At 39.3% G+C, this 23,168-nt stretch carries 23 protein-coding genes and 1 rRNA gene; 10 read left to right on the top strand and 14 right to left on the bottom strand.

The window, feature by feature from the left end; all coding sequences use genetic code 11:
- Together BMX30_RS21575 and BMX30_RS21570 are read right to left on the bottom strand one after the other, a co-directional pair.
- Positions 1 to 68 (bottom strand): 16S ribosomal RNA (locus BMX30_RS21575); the annotation flags it as partial.
- Positions 69 to 359: 291 nt separating this feature from the next.
- The gene (locus BMX30_RS21570; RefSeq protein ID WP_090750244.1) at positions 360 to 1,226 is read right to left on the bottom strand and encodes a nucleotidyltransferase-like protein; all 867 of its coding nucleotides are present in this window, start codon (positions 1,224 to 1,226) and stop codon (positions 360 to 362) included.
- 226 nt (positions 1,227 to 1,452) lie between these two features.
- On the opposite strand from BMX30_RS21570, the gene BMX30_RS21565 reads away from it, so the two are divergent.
- Positions 1,453 to 1,794 carry a YgzB family protein gene (locus BMX30_RS21565; protein ID WP_090750242.1) on the top strand — a complete coding sequence of 114 codons (342 nt, stop codon included), beginning with the start codon at positions 1,453 to 1,455 and terminating at the stop codon, positions 1,792 to 1,794.
- A 93-nt stretch (positions 1,795 to 1,887) separates the two neighbouring features.
- Here the strand turns inward: BMX30_RS21565 and perR are convergent, their stop codons facing one another.
- The 3 genes from perR to BMX30_RS21550 form a co-directional block, all read right to left on the bottom strand.
- Positions 1,888 to 2,331, bottom strand: coding sequence for a peroxide-responsive transcriptional repressor PerR (perR, locus tag BMX30_RS21560; protein ID WP_090750240.1), 444 nt, complete (start codon positions 2,329 to 2,331; stop codon positions 1,888 to 1,890).
- Positions 2,332 to 2,843: 512 nt separating this feature from the next.
- On the bottom strand, positions 2,844 to 3,311 hold the full coding sequence (bcp, locus tag BMX30_RS21555) for a thioredoxin-dependent thiol peroxidase (RefSeq protein ID WP_090750238.1): 468 nt from the start codon (positions 3,309 to 3,311) through the stop codon (positions 2,844 to 2,846).
- Between the two features lie 75 nt (positions 3,312 to 3,386).
- Positions 3,387 to 3,812, bottom strand: coding sequence for a potassium channel family protein (locus BMX30_RS21550; RefSeq protein ID WP_090750236.1), 426 nt, complete (start codon positions 3,810 to 3,812; stop codon positions 3,387 to 3,389).
- A 177-nt stretch (positions 3,813 to 3,989) separates the two neighbouring features.
- On the opposite strand from BMX30_RS21550, the gene BMX30_RS21545 reads away from it, so the two are divergent.
- The 3 genes from BMX30_RS21545 (at position 3,990) to BMX30_RS21535 (ending at position 11,420) form a co-directional block, all read left to right on the top strand.
- Positions 3,990 to 5,285: a glutamate-1-semialdehyde 2,1-aminomutase gene (locus tag BMX30_RS21545; RefSeq protein ID WP_090750234.1), complete on the top strand. Its 1,296-nt coding sequence runs from the start codon at positions 3,990 to 3,992 to the stop codon at positions 5,283 to 5,285.
- A 358-nt stretch (positions 5,286 to 5,643) separates the two neighbouring features.
- Positions 5,644 to 10,107 carry a glutamate synthase-related protein gene (locus BMX30_RS21540; protein ID WP_090750230.1) on the top strand — a complete coding sequence of 1,488 codons (4,464 nt, stop codon included), beginning with the start codon at positions 5,644 to 5,646 and terminating at the stop codon, positions 10,105 to 10,107.
- 233 nt (positions 10,108 to 10,340) lie between these two features.
- The gene (locus BMX30_RS21535) at positions 10,341 to 11,420 is read left to right on the top strand and encodes an aromatic acid exporter family protein (protein WP_090750229.1); all 1,080 of its coding nucleotides are present in this window, start codon (positions 10,341 to 10,343) and stop codon (positions 11,418 to 11,420) included.
- 498 nt (positions 11,421 to 11,918) lie between these two features.
- Here the strand turns inward: BMX30_RS21535 and BMX30_RS21530 are convergent, their stop codons facing one another.
- From BMX30_RS21530 to fabL, 5 genes are all read right to left on the bottom strand, one after another.
- Entirely contained in the window at positions 11,919 to 13,667 is a 1,749-nt protein-coding gene (locus tag BMX30_RS21530) for an ABC transporter ATP-binding protein (RefSeq protein WP_090750227.1), read from the bottom strand.
- A gap of 91 nt (positions 13,668 to 13,758) precedes the next feature.
- Positions 13,759 to 14,289 (bottom strand): nucleoside tri-diphosphate phosphatase, encoded by a 531-nt coding sequence (gene ntdP / locus BMX30_RS21525; protein WP_090750226.1) that lies wholly within the window; start codon positions 14,287 to 14,289, stop codon positions 13,759 to 13,761.
- Between the two features lie 192 nt (positions 14,290 to 14,481).
- Positions 14,482 to 14,736, bottom strand: coding sequence for a YgaB family protein (locus BMX30_RS21520; RefSeq protein WP_090750224.1), 255 nt, complete (start codon positions 14,734 to 14,736; stop codon positions 14,482 to 14,484).
- Between the two features lie 245 nt (positions 14,737 to 14,981).
- Positions 14,982 to 15,302 (bottom strand): gamma-type small acid-soluble spore protein, encoded by a 321-nt coding sequence (locus BMX30_RS21515; RefSeq protein ID WP_090750222.1) that lies wholly within the window; start codon positions 15,300 to 15,302, stop codon positions 14,982 to 14,984.
- Positions 15,303 to 15,401: 99 nt separating this feature from the next.
- Entirely contained in the window at positions 15,402 to 16,151 is a 750-nt protein-coding gene (fabL, locus tag BMX30_RS21510; protein WP_090750220.1) for an enoyl-[acyl-carrier-protein] reductase FabL, read from the bottom strand.
- 136 nt (positions 16,152 to 16,287) lie between these two features.
- Between fabL and BMX30_RS21505 the strand changes: the two genes are divergently transcribed.
- Positions 16,288 to 16,512 carry a hypothetical protein gene (locus BMX30_RS21505; protein WP_090750218.1) on the top strand — a complete coding sequence of 75 codons (225 nt, stop codon included), beginning with the start codon at positions 16,288 to 16,290 and terminating at the stop codon, positions 16,510 to 16,512.
- A 358-nt stretch (positions 16,513 to 16,870) separates the two neighbouring features.
- Here the strand turns inward: BMX30_RS21505 and mutY are convergent, their stop codons facing one another.
- Positions 16,871 to 17,935 (bottom strand): A/G-specific adenine glycosylase, encoded by a 1,065-nt coding sequence (gene mutY, locus BMX30_RS21500; RefSeq protein ID WP_244532692.1) that lies wholly within the window; start codon positions 17,933 to 17,935, stop codon positions 16,871 to 16,873.
- 191 nt (positions 17,936 to 18,126) lie between these two features.
- Between mutY and BMX30_RS21495 the strand changes: the two genes are divergently transcribed.
- On the top strand, positions 18,127 to 19,107 hold the full coding sequence (locus tag BMX30_RS21495; RefSeq protein WP_090750213.1) for a metal-dependent hydrolase: 981 nt from the start codon (positions 18,127 to 18,129) through the stop codon (positions 19,105 to 19,107).
- A 55-nt stretch (positions 19,108 to 19,162) separates the two neighbouring features.
- Here BMX30_RS21495 and BMX30_RS21490 read toward each other — a convergent pair whose 3' ends face one another.
- Entirely contained in the window at positions 19,163 to 19,432 is a 270-nt protein-coding gene (locus BMX30_RS21490; protein ID WP_090750211.1) for a YfhJ family protein, read from the bottom strand.
- Positions 19,433 to 19,540: 108 nt separating this feature from the next.
- Here BMX30_RS21490 and BMX30_RS21485 point away from each other — a divergent pair, with 108 nt between their 5' ends.
- Positions 19,541 to 19,717, top strand: a complete 177-nt coding sequence (locus BMX30_RS21485) for a small, acid-soluble spore protein K (protein WP_090750209.1) — start codon at positions 19,541 to 19,543, stop codon at positions 19,715 to 19,717.
- 23 nt (positions 19,718 to 19,740) lie between these two features.
- Here the strand turns inward: BMX30_RS21485 and BMX30_RS21480 are convergent, their stop codons facing one another.
- Both BMX30_RS21480 and recX read right to left on the bottom strand, forming a co-directional pair.
- Positions 19,741 to 20,073: a YfhH family protein gene (locus BMX30_RS21480; protein WP_090750207.1), complete on the bottom strand. Its 333-nt coding sequence runs from the start codon at positions 20,071 to 20,073 to the stop codon at positions 19,741 to 19,743.
- A gap of 89 nt (positions 20,074 to 20,162) precedes the next feature.
- Positions 20,163 to 20,987 (bottom strand): recombination regulator RecX, encoded by an 825-nt coding sequence (gene recX / locus BMX30_RS21475; protein ID WP_090750205.1) that lies wholly within the window; start codon positions 20,985 to 20,987, stop codon positions 20,163 to 20,165.
- A gap of 98 nt (positions 20,988 to 21,085) precedes the next feature.
- On the opposite strand from recX, the gene BMX30_RS21470 reads away from it, so the two are divergent.
- The 3 genes from BMX30_RS21470 to BMX30_RS21460 all read left to right on the top strand — a co-directional run bounded on the left by BMX30_RS21470 (position 21,086) and on the right by BMX30_RS21460 (position 22,548).
- Entirely contained in the window at positions 21,086 to 21,991 is a 906-nt protein-coding gene (locus BMX30_RS21470; RefSeq protein ID WP_090750203.1) for a TIGR01777 family oxidoreductase, read from the top strand.
- A gap of 65 nt (positions 21,992 to 22,056) precedes the next feature.
- Positions 22,057 to 22,185: a YfhE family protein gene (locus BMX30_RS21465; protein ID WP_090750201.1), complete on the top strand. Its 129-nt coding sequence runs from the start codon at positions 22,057 to 22,059 to the stop codon at positions 22,183 to 22,185.
- 171 nt (positions 22,186 to 22,356) lie between these two features.
- Positions 22,357 to 22,548 carry a YfhD family protein gene (locus tag BMX30_RS21460; RefSeq protein WP_090750199.1) on the top strand — a complete coding sequence of 64 codons (192 nt, stop codon included), beginning with the start codon at positions 22,357 to 22,359 and terminating at the stop codon, positions 22,546 to 22,548.
- Positions 22,549 to 23,168 lie beyond the last annotated feature (620 nt).

The following is a 23,168-nucleotide window of genomic DNA, read 5'->3' as shown; positions in this document are numbered from 1 at the left end:
CGCTCGACTTGCATGTATTAGGCACGCCGCCAGCGTTCGTCCTGAGCCAGGATCAAACTCTCCAATAAAGAGTGATTAGCTCATAAAATAAAACGTTGGCTCATGTTCTCTATACAATAGAAGAAACATGATAATATTGTTTGTTGACGCTTGTTTGTTTAGTTTTCAAGGAGCACTTTAAGCGCCGCTCAGAAGCGACTTTATTAATATAACACGAGGCGTATTTGTAAGTCAACACCTTTTTCAAAAAAGTTAAACCGTCAGCTACACAAGTTTTTTTCACTTAACTTGCAGCGACGGTTATTAATATACCAAGTATTTTTAAAAAGGTCAATAGGTATTTTGTTTTTTTACAATAGTTATTCTTGAGTTACTTTATAATACCTATGAAAGATACCGTGACCTTTCATTTTAGGAACCACCTCAATTAACTTTTTTTCTATTAAGTACTCCAATAATATACCCAAATCAACAGAATAAGCCTTAAGTTCCTCATGAGCGATTATCTCATTAAAAGACCACAACTCTTTTTCCTCCATTACCGAAAGGAAATGCGTTGTTCCCACTCGAGTTCTTGAATGAATTAAAAATTCACTTGCTAAAAATAGCAACTCAAGTCTCTTTTCCATCGTCTCCTCACTACACACAAGTTCCTCGTACAGTTTATATATTTCAGGATCAATATGTTTAACTTGATGCCAAACTGTTATTTCTGGGTGAAATCCATTTTCAATAATGGCCAGTCTCGCTAAATGGTGCAGAGAATGGATAATATGATTGTATGCATCTAAATAATGAAGATTTTCAAACAAAGACCTTCCATCACGATATCTCCGAATCAACCGAGCAAATTCGATCCCCATCTTTATCTTCCTACCATAGAACGGGAAATCCCTCAGCTCTTTTTTTAAGTCTACGATGTATTCATTTCTATCAAATATTATCTTTCCCTCATAAAGCCATTCGAAAATTTTACGATTACTCCCTAAAAGCATCCATTCCTTTAATTGGCTCTCTGTCACAACATGCATCGCTGCCTTTTTATCATTATAGGTATAGTGTTTAACTGAGACTGGTTGTTCCCCATCTTTCACAATAATCAGTAAGACTACATCAAATGTATCGGTTGCCGGAGAAGCTTTCTGCCTCTTTTCAATAATCATCACACCTATGGTGTTCGGTTGACTAGCCTTTTCCTGATATAGCGGACGAAGAAGATCCTCCATGGCAATTCCTCCATTTCCATATTAGCAATACATTTTCGACACCCCTTATAAAAATCCTGCAACTGGTAATCTACGTTTTCCTGTGAAAAACTTTTTTAAAGTGATATTATAAAGTGAACTTTTAAAAATAAAATTAATTCCGTTCATATCTAACACTAACGGTAATTACCTAAGGTAAGGGTTCGGGGATACAATCAAAACCGCATTCTCTAAGGAGGGAAAAAGCATGGGGAAATATTCAAGCAAGATCAATAAAATTCGCACGTTTGCTCTAAGCCTTATTTTCATCGGCTTCTTTGTTATGTATGGTGGGATCTTCTTTCGAAATAGTCCGATTGTCATGACCGTCTTCATGCTACTTGGATTACTTTTCATCATAGCAAGTACCATTGTTTACTTTTGGATTGGCATGTTATCCACGAAGACCGTTCAGGTCGTTTGCCCTGGGTGTGGGAAAACAACAAAAGTACTCGGACGAGTTGACATTTGTATGTATTGCAACGAACCCTTAACACTTGACGCTTCACTAGAAGGCAAAGAGTTCAGCGAAAGTTATAATAGAAAATAAATAAGACCTAATCATTAAACCATCCATAAACAAAATAAAACTCGACAAGTTTGTCGAGTTTTTTTATTTATTAGAACACAAAAATCTAATTACTTAATGCGTCTCTTTACTCGAGCAATCTGGGCATACGCCATAAATCTCAAGTCTATGATTCCCTACAGTAAAGCCCGTCACGTGTGATGCAAGTTGTTCGACCTCATCTAAACCTGGATAGTGAAAGTCAACAATCTTACCACAACTTTTACAAATAACATGATAATGATGCGTTGTCACAAAATCAAATCGACTCGAAGCATCACCATAGGTTAACTCTTTAACGAGACCTACCTCACGGAATACTCTTAGGTTGTTATATACAGTAGCCACACTCATATTCGGGAATTTCCCTTCAAGCGCTTTATAAATATCATCCGCAGTAGGGTGGGACATCGACTCAATTAGATATTCGAGTATCGCATGACGCTGAGGCGTAATACGAACCCCCGTATCCTTCAAGGCATCTAACGCTTCTTTTAATTGATTCTCAACCACAGCCATGCACCTCTCTTCTCTTTACAAATTATTACTTTATAATATTTATAATTAGTGTACTAGGTCTCAGGCCCTCTTGTCAATATAAGTCACTTCGATATATTCCAATCCTTGGTGTAAAGCTAACAATTTCAATCATCAATTATGAAAGCTATCAAAGAAAAGATAAATTGAGTATGTCTACCTCCTTTTTTGGTTTATTAACCTTACCAGGGGACCTATTTTTTTACATATGTATGCAGCTTTATAAAATTTATCATGGCTTTTGATCGATCCTCTTCACCTAGTTTATAGGGAGAGAAAAATAAAAATTTTCTAGAAACCTCTTCTATATAAATAGTTCCCTACAAAAAGAGCAAGATTCACTCTTTTCTATTAATAATTTCAAGGGGAAAATAAAAAAGTACCGAGCCAATTGGCTCGGTAAAGATTATTGAGGAGGTATGCCCTAATATAAACTATTCAAATCCCTCTGAAATGAATGGACAAATGCCTTTAATCTGTAAAATAGGCTATTACTAAAGGTTTTCCTTTATATACCCTAGCGCTTCTTCTACATGTCCTTTCACTTTTACCTTTCGGAATTCCTTGACCAATTTCCCTTCTTTATCAATGATAAAGGTTGAACGCTCAATTCCCATGTATTCCTTGCCGAAGTTTTTCTTTAACTTCCATACCCCAAATTCATTGGCCGCTTTATTATCTTCATCAGATAACAATAGAAACGGAAGTCCGTGTTTTTCGATAAATTTTCCATGTCGGGTAATTGGATCAGGACTCACACCAAGAATAACTGTATCCAACCCTTCGAAGCTTTCATGATGGTCACGAAAATCACAAGCCTCTGTTGTGCAACCAGGTGTCATGTCTTTGGGATAAAAATACAAAACAACATTCTTTCCCCGATAATCTGACAGTTTGACCTTTTCTCCGTTGCTAGCTTCTAATTCCATGTCAGGTGCAATTTCATTTAATTTTAACACCATTACTATTCCTCCTTGTAAGCTCTTTACGACAAGCCTACCTAAACAAGGAAGCAAATACAACGGATAGTATAGTGATTATTCCATTTTCCGGTCAAAAACAGTCCTAGCTACAAATGCTGTAGGAATGGTATATCCAACTAACGCCTCCAGAACCACAATAAACCTTCCTACCCCTACAGGCGCTAAATCCCCATACCCAACCGAAAAAAGGGTAACAGCACTAAAATAAATGCAGGTTTCAAGTTTCGCAATGGTACTAATAGCCGCATTCGTACTAGTACTTTTTGTATATTCCCCTTCTATTAAAACCGGATGCCCCTCCGATCCCAGTAAAAAGTAGATGAGTCCAAATCCAATCATTACCGTCGCATATATGATTGCCAGAATAAAAAAGTTTTCAACCGACATCTTTTTCCCTTTTATTTTATCAGGTATAAATAATTCCCTGAGACTAAGCACAATACACAGGATAATGATGATGATTGAAAAATAAAAACCCATATCCCTGCCCCATTTCCCCTGCTTCTCTCTTCATCTATACGCGCCCTCTCACCGTTCTATGCAGGCAAGTCCCAGCTTTCTACAAAAAGACTTTCACCTTGAAGATTAGCAATAAATTCTTGATTGGAGAAAGTATGCTAAAATGAAATCGGCATTTTAAGTTTAGGAGGTTTACAAATGGAGAGACCTAATTCAGAAAGACTGCATAAAGAAGCTCTAGAGCATATCGTAGGCGGCGTAAACAGCCCGTCCCGTTCTTATAAAGCTGTTGGTGGCGGATCACCTGTTGCCATGGAGCGAGCTCAAGGAGCTTATTTCTGGGATGTTGACGGAGCTCAGTACATAGATTACTTAGCCGCCTACGGACCAATTATTACTGGTCACGCTCATCCACATATCACAGCGGCAATAAAAAAAGCCGCGGAATCAGGAGTATTATTCGGAACCCCTACTGCTCATGAGGTTAAATTCGCAAAGATGCTAAAAGAAGCAATGCCAGCACTCGACAAAGTGAGATTCGTTAACTCGGGGACAGAAGCTGTCATGACTACGATTCGGGTAGCGCGCGCCTATACTGGAAGGGATAAAATCATCAAATTTGCCGGGTGTTATCACGGCCACTCTGACTTAGTCCTTGTCGCTGCCGGTAGTGGCCCATCTACACTCGGAACGCCTGACTCTGCTGGCGTACCTAAGAGTATCGCCCAAGAAGTAATCACAGTCCCCTTTAATGATATCGAGCCATTTAAGGAAGCTTTAGCTAAGTGGGGGGATGAGATTGCAGCCGTACTTGTTGAACCGATTGTCGGCAATTTCGGCATCGTTGAGCCGAAATCTGGTTTCCTCGAACAGATTAACGATTTAGCCCACCAAGCCGGGGCACTTGTTATCTACGATGAGGTGATCACAGCTTTCCGTTTTATGTATGGGGGGGCACAGGATTTACTAGATGTTAAGCCTGACCTCACGGCACTAGGAAAAATCATAGGTGGTGGCCTCCCAATAGGAGCATACGGAGGAAAAGCGGAAATTATGGAAAAAGTAGCTCCACTCGGTCCTGCCTATCAAGCAGGTACTATGGCAGGAAACCCAGCTTCAATTCTAGCTGGTATCGCTTGTCTCGAGGTGTTACAACAAGAGGGCGTCTATGAATATTTAGATCATTTGGGTGCAATGCTCGAGAAAGGTATTTCCGATGCCGCTCAAAAACATGGGGTATCCATTACCATCAACCGGTTAAAAGGCGCTTTAACTGTTTACTTCTCAAATGAGCAAGTTGAGAATTATGAACAAGCAGAGAATACGGATGGAGAGATGTTCGCTCGCTTCTTCAAACTTATGCTCAATCAGGGAATTAACCTTGCTCCTTCTAAATATGAGGCCTGGTTTTTAACCATTGCTCATACAGAAGAGGATATCGAGGCAACTCTGCACGCCGTTGACCATGCATTTTATTCACTAGCCAACGAATAAATATACAGTTTTTTATGCAAAACAGGAGCTCAAAAGGGCTCCTGTTTTTAATACCAATACGTTGGAAACGCTTACATATACAGGCTGTAAATATATTCCTCATTCTCAATCCCCCACATTTATTATCCAAATAATTGTATAATTAATTGATTTCTGAAAATTCGTATGATAAAATAAGATAAATTTTTCCGTAGGTTTAATTTGGGTTATTTCCGCTAGTACAAAGATAGGAACTCGTCATTTACTCATCTTATTTTAAACCTTATTCCCCGTTCACGTTCTTCATTTGGCAGGTAATCTTACAAGTAATTTTTCAGGAGGTGAAACGGCTACAGAATTATTTCTAAAGCCGACTTATATGACAGAAAATTGGAGTCCATCCTTATTCAAAGAGTTTAATCGACAGGAACACGATGCTTGCGGAGTTATCGCTAGTGTTGAAAAGAAAAAAAACCCTACACGGGAAAATATCTTTCACTGTATTGACGGGCTAGTTATGATGAACCATCGCGCTGGATTTATCAATGGTGAAGGGGACGGAGTAGGTATTCACATTGACATCCCTCGTGCCCTTTGGAAGGAAAAGTTAGCTGCTGTTAATGTTGATTCTTCTATAGTGGATAGAGAAAATTTCATCGTAGGACATGTATTTTTTAATCGCAGCAGTGATGCTGAGGCAATTAAAGCTGAACTTAAAGCAAAATTAGTTCAATACGATTTAGAGCTTATCTTTGATACAGACAATGTAACAGATCCCTCAGCCCTTGGTCCAATCGCGATACAGGAAAACCCTGTTTTCTGGCAGTTTGCCTCTCTTTCAAAGGAAACTGGCAACGAACTTTCAAAAAAATTATTTAATATAATTGTAGATTTCGAGAAAAATGACCAGGTTCACGTGGCTTCATTAAGCCAACACCATGCGGTTTATAAAGTAATGGGCGCTGGTGATATCCTACCGAAATACTACCATGATTTAGCGAACCCACTTGTCGCTTCGACGATGACTCTGGGACATAATCGTTATTCTACTAATACTCTTTCAAGCTTTTTCCGTGTGCAACCATTCAGCGTACTTGGACATAATGGAGAAATTAATACGATTGCTAAACTACGCGACGAAGCGAACATGGTTGATGTCCCCCTTGTTAAGGGTGGAAGTGATTCTCAAGATTTAAGCAGAACATTAGAAACGTTTATCTGCCGGGATGGCTATTCGCTTTTTGAGGCAATGGATTTACTGTTTCCACCAATCATCAATGAAATCAAAGCCTATCCAGAGAATCTTCAAGACCTATACACATATCTACGTGAAGGCTGGGGGCACTACGCGCAAGGACCAGCTGCGATTATTTCAAGATTTGGCGACGAAGCTGTTTTCAGTGTAGACGCACTGGGATTACGTCCATTATGGATGGTGGAAATTGAGGAATCGTATCTGTTTTCTTCAGAACCTGGAATTGTACCATCAAGCGATTATGTAGGGGAACCTAAACCACTCTCACCTGGAGAAAAAGTGGGTCTTAAGTGGAACGGTGATACTATTGAAGTTTATGAGCATCGCAGTTTCCAAGAAGAGGTCTTTTCACGCTTTTCAAAGCGTATTGATTTTACAAATGCACGTTCACGTCTTGAAGTACCTAGCATGGAAAAGAAAGTGACCATTAGCTATCCTGAAAAGATTCACAACGGGCAATACAAAGCGTTTGGCTGGGAACGCGATCATGTTCAGCTAGTTGAACAAATGGCCGAAAAGGGTGTTGAACCGATTCGTTCCTTAGGTCACGATTCTCCACTTGCAGCTCTAAATCCTGACAGAAGAAACATACCAGATTTTATAAAGGAAAGCGTTGCAGTCGTAACAAACCCAGCAATTGACCGCGATCGTGAAACAGAGCATTTCTCAACTAGAACGGTTGTTGGTAAAAGACCTGCATTATTTGCCAAAGAAGAGACGGGAAGTATCATCGAGCTATCAACTCCCCTCGTAATTGAAGGGAAGGCCGGGTTTGACTGCTCAGAATTAACAGGGCAACCTAGCGCAGACCAGGTTATTCATTACTTTCAGGAACAACAATTGGTTAGTTATATCGAAACAATTTTCCCGGAAACAGAGACGATTCCAGAAGCACTTGAAAGAATCAATGCTGAAGCGATTGCTGCAGTAAAGAACGGGAAAGCACTTATTATTTTAGATGATGCGAAAGCACACCAAGATGGTCTATGGCTTGATCCACACCTAGTCGTATCCGCAGTTGATCAAGCACTAGTAGAGGCTGGACTTAGAAGAGATTGCTCCCTATTCCTTCGCTCTGCAGCTATACGTTCCTTACACGATATCATTACAGCGCTTGGATTAGGCGCAGACGTTATTAGTCCTTATTATATGTTTATGACTGTTATGGGGGATTCTACTAAACCTCTTGTCAATTTATATAGCGCCTTAACAAAAGGGCTTGAAAAAGTCATTTCAACCATCGGTATTCACGAACTCCGAGGCTATGGGCGCCTATTCTCTGCAATCGGCTTAAATGAGGAACTTGCAAACTACCTTAACATTGTAAACTTCTTCGGTAGCAAAGAACTCAAATACGATTTCACGCTCATGAAAGAGGATTCTCTGGCTAGAGTAGTGGATTACCAGAACGAGAAGGAAAGGATCGGTAAAACTTTTAGTCTCTTCCCTCGTATTTGGAAAGCAATTGGTGAGGTTGCTGCTACGGGTGATTATAGTGCTTATCGAGAAAAGATTTCCGAGCAGGAAGAGAAAAATCCAACGACCATTCGTCACTTAACAGGTTTAAAACAAACAAACTCAGACCTTTCTGCAAATGATGTAAATATCAGTGTTGGTGAACATAGCTTGCCATTCGTCATTTCATCGATGTCGTTTGGATCCCAAAATGAGATTGCTTTCCGTGCCTATGCTGAAGGTGCAGACCGCCTGAATATGGTGTCACTGAACGGTGAGGGTGGCGAGATCAAAGATATGCTTGGTAAATATCCTCGGACACGTGGCCAACAGGTTGCCTCAGGACGTTTCGGTGTTAATGCAGAACTCTTGAACTCTTCTAATCTATTGGAGATTAAAATTGGGCAAGGAGCCAAGCCTGGAGAAGGTGGCCACTTACCAGGTTCAAAGGTTACAGCTAAAATTGCTGAAGCACGTAACGCAACAATTGGATCTGATTTGATTTCACCATCAAATAACCATGATATTTATTCAATTGAAGATTTAGCTCAAATGATTCATGAATTGAAAACTGGAAATGATAAAGCAAAGGTTGCGGTTAAAGTCCCTGTCGTTCCAAATATCGGGACAATTGCTGTAGGTATTGCAAAAGCTGGTGCCGACATTATTACTCTTAGTGGTTTTGATGGAGGAACAGGTGCAGCTAGGATCCATGCACTTCAGCATGTAGGTCTCCCTGTTGAAGTTGGGGTAAAAGCTGCTCATAACGCACTACTTGAAGCAGGACTACGTGATTCGGTAGAAATTTGGGCAGATGGTGGTATTAAGAGTGCTCTGGATGCACTAAAGGTTATGTTACTTGGAGCAAACCGTATTGGTTTCGGTACCCTTTCTATGTTAGCAATTGGCTGTACAACTTGCCGTGGCTGTCACCTAGATACATGTCATGTCGGTATTGCCACGCAAATTGAATCCGAAGCCCAAGCAAAAGAACATGGCTTACGTCGTTTTGTACCAAGACAACTTGATTTAGCGGTTCAAGGAATTATGAATTTATTCGGTGCTTTTGGAAGTGAATTGCAAGCTCTTGCTGCCTCTATTGGAATTAAAAATTTACAAGATGCAGTCGGTCGCTCCGATCTTCTTGAACAAGTAAAAGGTAATGACTTACTTGACTTAACGTATCTATTAAAACAACTTGAGATTAGTCAACTTTACTACCAGGAAGCAGCTGCTACCCTTGAAGAAAAACAACTACAGGTTGCTGCTGGTGCTGAATATCTGGATGCAATTGACGAAGAGCTTCATCGTTCACGTGAATTCGAAAGTGTCAATTCTAGCCAGAGAGTTCTTGCTAGTCGCGTAAGCTGTCATCGTGTTCGTGGCCGCCTAGATGGTTCTTACAAACAACTATCACCTGTTTCATTACGTTACAAGGGTTCTATCCTTGGTAATGGACTCGGAGCGTACAACACTGAGGGCATCAATATTGAAGTAAATGGCGGTGGCCAGGATGGCGTCGGTAAAACATCCTTTGGCGGTAATATTCTCATCTTAAAATCTAAGGGTAAAGACGGCCGGTTCTATAATGGCTCTGTCGGTAAAGGCTTCGGCTATGGCGCCCAAAAAGGCCTATTAGTAGCTCAAGGAAATGCCGATGCACGTGCGGGGATCCGACTTTCCGGAGCAGACATGATTATTGGGGGATTAGTTAGAAAACCAATTACTGAAAAAGAATACGGAAATATCGGTTCAAGTGCTAATATTAAAGGCTTTGCCTTTGAATATATGACGAATGGCCGAGGGTTGGTCCTCGGCGATCCAGGACCATGGATTTGTGCAGGTATGACGGGCGGAGTTGTTTACCTACGCCACCAACCAGAAATGGGATTAACCAAGGACGCAATTCAAAGAAGAATTGCCAAGGGCGCTAAGGTAAATGTTGAATCACTAAACGCTACAGGCCAAAAGGATATTAAGGAATTGCTAGGTAAGTATATTGACGCACTCGAAAGCAATGGCCAAGTAGAAGAGGCGAAAGAATTATCACTTCTTTTAGAAAATCCTGAAAAGAACTTTGTCCAAGTCGTTCCAGTTAAAGAACAAGCAGATCCATCTGTATCAACTGAATGATTATTTAAAAAAGAAAAGCAGTCTCTGACTGCTTTTCTTTTTTTCCTCCTTGAGTTATTTAATCTTTCCCTCCCATAAATTTCATAATATTTTTACTTGAACTTCCCAATAAACACATGTATAGTACAATGTTGTTTAGCTTTGCACAAATCCGTATAAAGAGTACATAAAGGGGATAGTATTCATAGGTGTCCTTGTCTTTTATCCGGAACTCAGAAAGGAATTATCTATTCATGAAACTCGGAGCCCGCATTTTAAAAACGGGAATAGCCATTATTTTATCATTATTTCTCGCCCATCTCTTGGAACTCCCCTCTCCTGTATTCGCAGGAATTGCTGCTATTTTTGCAGTACAGCCGACGATTTATCGATCCTACATCTCAGTCATGGAACAAGTTCAAGGAAATGTCATTGGAGCTGCAATAGCCGTAGTATTTGTATTGATGCTTGGTAACAATTTTATTATTATTGGTCTGGCTGCAATACTACTAATTACCCTAAACCTGAAGCTCAACCTTGAGAGTACCATTTCACTATCTCTAGTTACTTTGATATCTATTATGGTGACACCTGGGGATGACTTCATTGAGTTTGCACTCCTGCGGTTTTCTGCCATTATCATTGGTGTAATATCTGCATTTATAGTTAACCTTGTTTTCTTACCACCAAAGTATGAAAATAAGCTTTACCAAAAAAACGCAGGGCTTACAGAGGAAATCTCTAAGTGGATAAGAATTAGCACACGACACGCCTCTGAGCATCAGCTGCTAAAGGCGGATATTGAAAAGCTACGAGAAGGAATTATGAAGCTAGAACATCTTTATATGATGTATAAGGAAGAACGTGATTATTTTAAAAAAAATAGTTTAGCAAAATCAAGAAAACTCGTTGTTTATCGGCAAATGATTACCACGACAAAAAAAGCACTTGATACATTGAAACGACTTCACCGCTATGAGAATGAAATTCATCATATGCCAGAAACTTTCCAGGAAGCAATTCAGCACCAGTTAGACTGTGCAATTAACCATCATGAACAAGTGATGCTTAAGTACATTGGCAAAATTAAGACAGAAACGACTATTTACGAGGTTCATGAATGCCTAAATAAAAAAGAACTTTTCGAGCTATTCCTTTCACAACAAAAAGAGTTCACCGAATCCGATAACCAAGTGCTCTACCATATGATGCAACTTGTCTCAGTAATTATGGAATATGGCGAGCAAATCGAACACCTAGATACACTAATCACAAGCTTTCATTCGTACCACAAAAGTGATGAACTAGTAATCGTAGAACCCAACCAAGACTAAAAAACAGCAGCTAGTGGTAGTAACGGGTTCCATTAATATCGCAAACATTAAAAATGTAATACAAAAAGACCTTCAAATTGTATGGTAATTTGGAGGTCTATTTTTGTTGATATATAAGGGGTTTGTTCATAATCTTTTTGGGGATTTGTAGTGCGATTTGTAGCGAAATAGCAAGGGAATAACCCCTTGCTATTTATCATGTTTTTTAATTTTGGCTGTTTTCGTAAAGATTGTTGCTTTTGAATATTTATAGTGAATGGAGCGGAAGACACTTGACTCCTGCGGGATGTAGAGGAAAGGCTGAGACCCCACAGGCGAATCCGAGGAGGCTCAGCTTCCTCCCCGCGGAAAGCAAGTGTTTGGAGCGCAATGGAACGAACTAATTTTCACCTATTAATCAATTCAAGAACAACAAAAAATGTTAAAAAAGCCTTAATTTTAAACTAATACTGTGGTGATGATTCTCGCTCTAACTAACAGTAGACGCCGTAGTCAAAACTAGTTTTCAAGTTGCTGGACCTGGAACAACTTATGGTAGCCCCCTTCTAGCTTCATCAATTCCTCATGGGAACCGACCTCAACAATTCGACCGTGCTCAATTAAAACAATTCGGTCGGCATGGGTTATCGTTGAGAGACGATGAGCAACAAGAAAGGTTGTCCGATCCTTAGCTAGTTTTTCTAAGGCCTCTTGTATCAAATGCTCACTTTCTAAATCAAGAGCAGATGTGGCTTCATCAAGAATTAAGATTGGAGGATTCTTTAAAAAGACCCGGGCAATGGCTACACGCTGTCTCTGACCACCTGAAAGCTTGACGCCTCTCTCTCCCACCTTCGTATCATACCCTTCAGGTAGAGCCGTAATAAATTCATGGGCGTTCGCAGCCTTCGCAGCAGCTAAAACTTCCTCATCGCTAGCCTCTGGATTTCCAAGAAGAATATTTGTCTTAACCGATTCGCTAAATAAAATATTATCTTGAAGAACCATTCCGATTTTATCCCGTAAGGAATGAGTTTTAAATCTGCGTATATCCTGCCCATCCAACAGTATTCTTCCTTCTGTAGTATCGTAAAATCGTGGAATCAAACTGACAAACGAAGATTTCCCACCCCCACTCATTCCAACAAGAGCAATGGTTTCCCCTCTCTTTACCTCGAGGTTGATTTTTTTAAGGACCGTATCTCCGTTATCTTCATACGCAAAGCTAACGTTATCAAACTTAATATCTCCATTAACCTTTTTCAGCTCGACAGCATCTGGTGCGTCTTCAATATCATATTTTTCATCCATAAATTCAAATACCCGATCCATAGAGGCAATAGATTGCGTTAACGTTGTAGATGAGTTAACTAATCTTCGAAGTGGATTGTATAATTTATCGATATAAGCAATAAAGGCCATCATCGTACCAATCGTAATCGCACCGTTTACTGCCTGATAGCCCGCAAAGCCAATAACAATTAGTGGTGCCACATCCGTAATTGTATTTACGACGGCAAATGCCTTCGCATTCCAACTAGTATGGTTTAATGCTTTTTCTAAAAAGTTACTATTCTGCTTATCAAATTGTTTTTGCTCAAAGTCCTCTAAAGCAAAGCTCTTAACAAGCGAAATACCTGCAACACGCTCATGGAGATAACTCTGCACTTCCGCAAGTGCCTGTGAACGAACCTTTGTTAACTTTCGAAGATTACCGAAAAAGTAACGAATGGAAAAGGCATAGAGCGGAAATAAAACCAAGGAAACAAAGGTCAAAGCAACATCCATTGTAAACATAATACTTACCGCAATAATAATCGTTGCAACATCAAGCCACAGGTTCATCAGCCCCGTAATAACAAAGGTCTTAGTCTGTTCGACATCATTAATGACCCTTGAAATGACTTCCCCAGCCCTAGTATTCGAATAATACTTAAAGCTTAGCTTTTGAAGGTGGGTAAATAATTTATCGCGAATATCGTATAGAATTTTACTAGCTGTCCATTGAGCAAAGTACTGTCTGTAATATTCAATCGGTGGCCGTAAAATAACAAAAACGATGATCATGATGCCCATTACAGTTAAAAGTCGCTCTGATTTATCGGCATTTGTTAGCGCATCATTTTGGACAACATCATCTACTACGTATTTAATTAAGAGCGGAATTAGGAGGGGAATAGTAAACTTAAAAATTCCTATGATGACGGTTCCAACGATTTGCCAGCGGTAAGGTTTTACAAATTGCAAATATCTGTTCACACTGCCCAAGAAGATATTCCCCCTAAAAGTACGATAAAGTTCGTGTTTGTAACGATAACATTTAAAAACCTGTTGAAAGCTAATCAACAGGTTTTATCCATCAACGTCTGTAAGTCAAATACCGTTCATACCATATATCAATAAAATCAGGTGCAAACGGCCCTTTTCTCTGCCTAATCCAACGAATGAGCTTTTCAACATTAAACTTTAATATCTTGTCAATCACTTCGGGATACTGCATTTCTTGACGGTGACGTTCGTATTCATCTTCATCCAGTAAGTTAAACGTCATATCAGGGAACACCTTAATGTCAAGGTCATAATCAATGTATTTTAGTGCTTCCTCATCGTAAATAAAAGGTGAACTCAGATTGCAGTAATAGTACACACCATCCTCTCGAATCATCCCGATCACGTTAAACCAATGCTGAGAATGGAAATAACAAATAGCAGGTTCTCTCGTAATCCACGTTCTTCCATCGGATTCTGTTACAATGGTGCGATCATTGCCGCCAATAACAAGATTTTGTGTTCCCTTTAAGACAGTTGTTTCATCCCAGACTCTATGGATGTGCCCGCTGTGTTTATAGCTGTGTATTTGGACAGATTCACCTTCGGTGGGTACGCCCATATTTTCTCCCCTACTTTCCTTTCCTGGAGCTTTTGCAACCTAATCATTATATGTATTGATAAATAACCGACAAAAGGCAACAAAACAATTCCTTTTTGTTACTATTATAACGGTTCAGCGAAAAATTTAAAACAAAAGAGCCACCGTTTTTCAATTAGGAGGCCCATTAATTACATATAATCTACCTATTTATCACGGTATCATGATATTCATTTCTTGATAGGAACGAATAACCTCTTCTGTTTGCTCCTCAAAGATACGATGAATATCCCTCAATTCATCTTTCATCCGATCTATTTCTTCCCGAATTTCTACAAGCTCAGTATTCTGCCTTAAGGTGAAGAGCTGTTGTTCGATTTGCTGGCAGCGTTCAAGTTCGGACTGTAAGTATAAAAGCTTATCCATTGTTTTCATTTGCATAGACACCAATTCATTAAACTGCTCCACATCTGCCACCGCCTGTAATTATTTTTCTATCATATGATATTCGATATATGATTGAAACTTCCTTTGACAAGTTCTGTTGACCAGTAGGATTCTTTGTCGAAAACAGAAAAGCGCAAGCGCCTGGAGCTAGGCGCTTAAGCTCGATGCAGAGAACGCACAATTATCCACACCCCTAACTTTTATCATTTCTTCAACCAAAAAGGACACGCTCCCAAAAGAGAGCGTGTCCTAGTGTAAATGGGTGATTATTGATTTTGTCCGAATTGTCCAGCATTCTGTGATTTGTTAGCTTCAGCTTGCTGGTTTTGGCGTCTTACTTCTTGTGCATTTGTTTGGCTTTCAAGTCCAAATTCTGTAGAAAATTGTCCTTGACCAGCAGAAGTAGTAGCTTGTCTTCCACGTGAAGCCTGAGCGTTTTGCTCACGAACTTGTTGCGCATTCGTTTCGCTAGCGAACTCAGTGCCAAATTGACCTGCACCAGCTCCTTGAGAAGCTTGAGCATTTTGTTGTCTCACTTGCTGAATGTTTGTACCAGATTGAGTTTGATTTGGTCTGTTGTTTGCCATCATTATCACCTCCACGAATAATAATTTAACCAGGGAGGTGAGTTACTATCCTAAAAAAATAAAAAAAATAAATTGGATTATATTCCTTTGAAAGGGAACCTATACCAGCAACGAAATTCCACCATCCACAATAATTGTCTGGCCACGAATCATGTCGGAACCATCACCTAAAAGGAACATAACCGCATTAACGATATCGTCTATTTCTACCATTTTCCCTGCAGGGGTCTTCTCTCTTGCCTCCGCAAGCATCTCTTCCCTATTTGGAAAATGTGCTAGCGCTTCAGTATCAACAGCACCGCCGGAAACGGCATTAACCACAATATTTTTAGCAGAGAACTCCACCGCTAGATATCGGGTAAGGGCTTCTAAGGCTGCTTTAGAGACACCAACTGCTGTGTAATTTTCTAAATAACGAATAGAACCTAATGAACTGATACTAACAATTTTGCCTTTACCGGACTTCTCCATTAACTTCGCTGCTTGTTGGGCACAGAATAGCAATGCTTTACTATTGATGTTCATGGTCCAATCCCAATGCTTTTCTTCTAATTCCATTGCCGGCCGCTGTACCCCTGATGCCGCATTATTGACAAAAATGTCAAGTCTTCCGAACTCCTGCTCGATTTGTTCAAACATATGATTAATTTTATCTACATCCCCAACATTTGCCTTAACAACTAAAGCCCTTCTTCCTAAAGCTTCAATTTCTGCTGCAGTTTCAAGGGCGGCATTCTTGCTTCGAGCATAATTAATTACTAAATCGTACCCTTCTTTTGCAAGCCTCAAAGCAATCTCTTTTCCAATACCACGACTACTTCCAGTTACAAGCGCAACTTTATTGGTCATATTAATAAAATCCCCTTTTACTTTATATTGGTTTTTAACCTGGTGAAGTTTTACCTTATTTTATCGGTTACAGGTATATAAGACAATATTAGAACTCAAACTACCTTTAGTTCAGTAAAAAGAAAGGAAGAGGTATATGTACGTTGGCAGGGATATGACAGAATTGACCATGATGTCTAAAACGGACTGGAAAGATAGTGAGCTCGCCTTCTTCCATCATTCAATGCAACAAGTCGTACCGTATTTAAACGCCGAAGGACAATCCCTTCATCGACAGATCATTCAAGAAATCGAAAGGCGAGGTGGTCTGCATCGAAATGAGGCAGATTACACCCATGGAACAAGAGTAAGCTACGATTAAAACCTTAATTGAGTATCAGCTAAAGAAAAATAAGGGGAAATTTTGCCGTTAAATGAAAATTAGAGCTCGTTTCGAGGTAAATAGGGGGAGTTTTTCCCCCTATACAATGCAAAATTACCTATTTTCACGTTTTTCGACTTAAATAAGGGGAATCTCTCCCTCTATTTAGGTTATTTTCAGTGCCATCTGCTAATTAAGGGGAATTTTTCCCTTTATGTTATCAGACTAAAGTGGCAAACCTTATAACCTAACGATAAGCACGGTCCGAGATATCCTCTCTCATGACTGTTTTCTGAATACTAACACTTGAGAAAAAAATCCTAAAAAAAGAGGGGAATCTCCCCTCTTTAAATGGCTTCTATATTTTTCCTACTACTTCTTTAAGTATCTTTTGATGAGAAACTGGAAATGCGTATTGCTCTATTTCTTCAAGGGTGACCAATTTTAGTTTTGAACTTTCTTGAATGGGCCCTTTCAACTGTCCGGTAAATACATGGATATTCCAGATTAGATGAGAAAAGACATGCTCTATCCGACCGACCATGTCATCAAGGGTTGCTTCTACTTGATATTTCTCCTTGAAATAATCCTCAAATTGTTCCTTCTCACTCCTAAATTCAAGACCCACTTCAGTATTAGGAAACTCCCACAGATTAGCAAGTAACCCTGTTTCAGGACGCTTCCGAATAAGTAATTGATTTTTATCATTACGTAAAACAACCGCTACCATTTCAACTGACCGTTGCTTTTTCTTTTTAGACTTAACTGGTAACTCATTCTGCATTCCTGTATTAAATGCCTGACAATGTTCCCTGACAGGACACAACAAACAAGAAGGCGACGTTGGAGTACAAATCAAGGCACCTAACTCCATTAAGGCTTGATTAAAATAAGAAGGATTTTCATGAGAAATCAAGCTTCTTACTGCGGATTCAAAGGTTTTACGAGAGGATGTCTTAGCTATGTCCTCCCAAATTAGCAGAATTCTTGAAAGAACTCGCATAACATTCCCGTCAACGGCTGGCTCCGGCTTCCCATAGGCAATGCTTAAGATTGCTCCAGCTGTATATGGACCTACTCCCTTAAGGGAAGAGATGGCTTCTGGTTGGTCAGGAACTTTCCCATTATATTTTTCATGTACTTCCTTGACAGCAGATTGCAGATTACGGACACGAGAATAATAGCCAAGACCTTCCCATGCCTTTAGTACCTTGTCCTCATCAGCAGTCGCAAGCGCTTCAATTGTTGGAAATTTATCCAGAAATCTAGTAAAATAAGGTATAACCGTATCCACTCGTGTTTGTTGCAACATGATTTCAGAAACCCACACTTTATATGGATCTTGGTCTTTACGCCAAGGTAAATCTCGCATTTCATTTTCAAACCAGCCAATTAAATCTTCTCTAAAGGTTTGTCTATCCATTTCCTCTATTGTTTTTAAAATTTCATTCGTCAATTTGGGCCTCCACATGTTAAACATTCAATCTTTAAGGGAATATATTATAAATGGACGTGCTAGATAAATTTTTTTAACCTTATTAACGTAAACTATAAGTTGCAGCGTTACAAGCGATATATAAGAATAAATACTTTCCTTTGAAGGGGGTTTTTTCCTTGGACACAGGAACACATATTGTAATGGGGGTGGCACTAGGTGGAATTGCAACTCTTGATCCTGTCGTAACTGAAAGCTCTGTTACAGCAACCAGTGTTTTGATCGCCACCATTGTTGGTTCGCAAATTCCAGATATCGACACTGTATTAAAGCTTAAGAATAATGCCGTTTATATTCGAAATCACAGAGGAATTACCCATTCCATACCAGCAGTTATTCTCTGGCCAATGCTTATTGTCGGGACAATTTATCTATTTCAACCCGAAGTAAATTTAACTCACCTATGGATGTGGACTCAACTGGCTGTTTTCCTACATGTTTTCGTGGACATATTTAACGCCTATGGTACACAAGCCTTAAGGCCCTTTTCAAACAAGTGGATTGCTTTAGGGATTATTAATACATTTGACCCATTTATCTTTATCTTACATGTAATTGGAATCATCGTTTGGGTATTCGGTGCCGCACCTGGTTATACTTTTCTCGGAATGTACGCAGTGATAGTCGCCTACTATATCCATCGATTTATTTATAAACGCAAGCTTTTAAGCATCGTAAAAAATATGATTCCTGATGCTACAGATATTATCATTGCTCCAACAATGAGAAACAGCGAATGGCGAATCGCTGTCATGAATGAACACCAATTTTTCGTTGGAAGGTCAAAGAGGCTAGAGGTTAATATCCTTGATCAGTTTAATCGTATTCCTGTCCCTCAAACAGCAGTTTTAACTGCCGCTAAGAAGGATAGTAATCTTTCCGCATTTTTATCATTCTCCCCGGTTTATCGCTGGGAGATGGATGACTACGATGACCATTATGAAGTCCGGTTCATCGACCTTCGTTATCGAAGCAACGGCCATTATCCATTCGTAGCCGTTGTCAAATTGGATAATAAATTAAACATTCTTAGTTCATACACAGGTTGGATTTATAGCGAGGAAAAACTACGTAAAAAGCTCGAGATTATAACAAGCTAGGTCTAAATAAACTCTTGGACAGGCATAAAAAGCGATGCAAGGCTTGCATCGCTTTTTAGTGTAGCCTTTTATCTTCATCATTTAAAAAATCTTTATATTTAGGGTTCTTCGCAACAAAGGCGTGAAGCCTGTCGCCATAATTCTCTATCCATTGTCGAACGACCTTTTCGGTCACTTCGTTGCCTAAGTATTTTCTTCCTGCTTTTGCAGAGGTAGTTTCAAAATCTTCCCATAACAACTCAACCCATGTCAGGGCCTTCTGATGAGAGAGATGATGGTTTTTTTCTAATAATATTCGTGCAAGTCTGTCATGATAATCATTCATATGAAATCCCTCCTTATGTAAAATTAACCGCGGGTAAAGCCAGTTAAACAGTTGAATACTATAAGAGCGTGTTTAACACAACACGTAATTCCCTTCAAGGAGGCCATTATGCGAAACAAAGCGAAAAACTTCCCTAACATGAACCACAATCGTTTTGAAGGCGAACCACGTGCAAAAGCAGAATATGCTTCTAGAAGGGCTGACGGCACGATCAACACACATCCACAAGAAAGAATGCGTGCTTCAACCAATCGGGAAAGTGATTCCCCAGATTTTGATTTTTAATTTGGTTATCAGGCAATCAGGGTTTACCCCTGATTTTGCCTGATTTTCCCTAACATGCTAATCGGAAGAGCTTCTTCTTTATCTTCATGATTAATTCTGTGTCCCCATGCAAAGACACCATTCATGTAATTTATTTTAAAATAAGTCCCAGGATCCCCTTCAATTTCATATATATCTCCTGATTTATAATCACCCGGATTTAGTAAATAGGCTTTGGCCATCGTAACTTTACGCTCTAGTACCGCATATTCATTGACCATTCCTAATTGCTCCGCTTTTCTAGCTTTCTCCGAAAGAGTTGCGATTTCCTGATGAAGTTCATGTTCTGTTAGTTGGCTATATCTTTTTTCTTGCATCCATTTCACTCTCCTAATTGAGAATTACGCTGTTTCATCATAGCGAATTAAAGATAATAAATAAAGAAGAAGGATTGTTTATGACTCCTTTACCTATTGTCGGAATCCTCCTCTTTAAGTTCACTTAAGTACTGATCAATCAAATCAATGGAAAAGCCCTTAGTATATAAACCCTTTTTTATTTTCTGTTTCTGTTCATAGCCTTCCAGCTTAGAGAATTTACGCTGAAGTTTTGCTCCTTGATACTGTAGTGCTTCCATTTCTTCGTCGGTTTCCTTTTTAACACTGACTTCCTTCATAACAAGTTGGATGACACTAAACGGATAGCCTTTACGTAACAGAAATTGTTCTAGTTTTTGTTTTAAAATTACAGAAGAATCTTTGCTATTTTTCATTATAAATTTACTACCAAGCTGAACCGCTTTCTCCACTTGTCGTTCGTAAGGATACTCACCCATTACTTCATCAATGACAACCGCTTTAATGCCTTTTTCTCTTAAATCAATCTTAACAGCCCCTGGACCTTTATCCGTAGTATTCATTTGGGTCCGTACAAATGCTTTTCCAAATTCAACGTCATCTAAAAATTTATGGTGATAAAGACGATGGACTACTTCTTGTATGATTGACTCGGATACTTCCTTTTTACTTAGATGCTCCCTTACTTCCCCTTCAGAACGCATACGGTGCGATAAATATTGGAGTGCTGTATTATAGGCTTTCCGAATATCGTCCTGAAACAACACTTCTGATATCGATGTATCATCCAATTCCATTCCTTTTTTTAACTCGTACTTTATGAGCACATCTTCATCTACACTGAAGGCATATTCTTCCCCTTTGCCATCATCTGTGAAGATGCTATATCGATGTTTATTCTTTTTTTGAACCTTTATCTTTGTTATAACCGGCATTTTATCACCTCCATATTAATTTACCACATGATGATAGGATTTGCTGATGAATGCGAGTAAACTAAGAGGAAGAACTATTTTAAAGAGAGGTGACGAAATTGAAGATTGCGATTGCAGGTGGAACCGGTCTAGTCGGAAAAGCTCTTTCCAATTCCCTTTCTAAAAAAGGGCATACCGTGTTGGTCCTTACTAGATCAGATTCCAGAGGTTCAATTAGTGATAACACACGGTACGTTCCATGGCTGAATAAGGGAAATCAGCCTGAAAAAGAATTAGAAGACCTTGATGCCCTTGTAAATCTTGCTGGTTCAACCATTAATAGCCGCTGGACAGACAAAGGGAAAGAATTGATTGTTAATAGTCGCCTTAACACCGTTGATGAATTAGCGAAAATCATTCAAAACCTAAATATAAAACCAAAAGTATTCATCAACGCAAGTGCTATAGGTTTTTATGGTACATCTGAGAACCAGATCTACACGGAAGAATCAACAAAGCCCGGAACAGACTTTTTAGCTGATACAGTTGTGAAATGGGAGTCAGCTGTTAAACAAATAGAGGATCTGGGTTTAAGAACCGTCCTTTGCCGTTTTGGGGTGATACTTGATGCAAAAGAAGGTGCCTTGCCTCGAGTGGCCTTGCCTTATCGCTTTTTTATCGGTGGAACGATTGGAAATGGGCAGCAGTGGCTTTCATGGATCCATATCAATGACGTTGTTAGAGGGATTTTATTCGCAATAGAAAATAGCGAACTGACAGGTCCAGTCAACTTCACAGCACCGGAACCAATAAAAATGAAGGATTTCGGCAAGACTCTTTCTCACGTGATCCACCGTCCCCATTGGCTCCCTGTTCCTAGCTTTGCTCTCCGTCTCCTACTTGGGGAAATGAGTTTACTTGTCTTAGAAGGTCAAAAAGTCTTACCAAGCAAACTGCTTAATCATGGGTTTTCTTTTCAATATCCGCACCTAGATGCTGCACTTGAAGAAATATTTAATAAATGAAAATTGTTTAATCCTTCCTGTAATGGAAATACTGTTAAACGAAAACGACAGGAAGGGTGATAAGGATGGCTGACAAGAAGAGGAAAGAAAAACGCAGACATACACTGTCTAGTATGCAAGAGGTTACTTATAGTCATGAATTCAGAGCTGCTGACAGAGCAGGAGGATTTGCAAACAAGAAAAGAGACCAATAACATTTTTCTTGTCTGTGATCAGGGTTTTACACACCCAGAGAATCCAGCAAGCAAAACTTTAATTTCCACTTATAGCTCGAAGATAAAAGCAAATCATAAAAGTACGGTAAACTTCTGTTTTCCGTACTTTTTGTTTTTACAAATGCTTTTAAATCGAAAGGGGTTATGATAATGGGACGTTCACGTGGGCAAAGAAGTAGAGATAAGAATACAGCTAAGCTACCACAGGTACCAAAAAACATGAAATCAGATGGACTTGATGTTGAGTTTAACCGCGAATTAGCTGATCATGAAGACCTAGAAGCGATGGCTCGCTCTAAAGCCGCAGACGCACGTGCAAAAGGAAAAAAACAAAAGCATTAGTTTGGAAGGTACTAGATACAGGATAAATTTTATGCCTGCTAATATGGCTTAAGCATTTAAGGCATATTCCCCCCCCATAAAGGTTAGGTCTAATGGGGACCTTCCATCTAATGAGTAGATCTATACAACCAATACAAACCTAAAAGCAGGATCATCATTTGATCCTGCTTTTGGTAAGGGGTAGGGTTTGTTTATTTTTTTAAGGAGAGAAGAAAATTTGTGAAATACTTCACTAACTTTCTTAACCTAAATATACGTTAAAACCACTATAATGGCAATGTTTTTCACAAAGTGTTCATAAAAAGTTTTTTAGAAACCATTATCCACAACGGTTATCCACATTTTTATGGATATTGTGCATAAGTCAGACCGAGTCCTTATATAGTAACTCAAGGTGTTGTGGATATATTCTGTGGATAAAATATTGTCTACTTTGTGGATAATGTGGATAAACCTGTGGAACACTTATTTATTAACTACTTTCGGATGTGGATAATTATATTATCCACAGAAGAAAAAAACTCAATTAAAAAAGCGAACCAGGTAGCTAGTTCGCTTTCTTCGTATAGTAACTTGCAACTTCACAAGATGTATATGTTTCGTTTATAAACTGCCGCGGT

The organism is Mesobacillus persicus, assembly GCF_900109925.1.
GTDB lineage: Bacteria > Bacillota > Bacilli > Bacillales > Cytobacillaceae > Mesobacillus_B > Mesobacillus_B persicus.
Note: the sequence above shows the minus strand (reverse complement) of the source record. Positions and strands in the feature narration are given on the sequence as shown.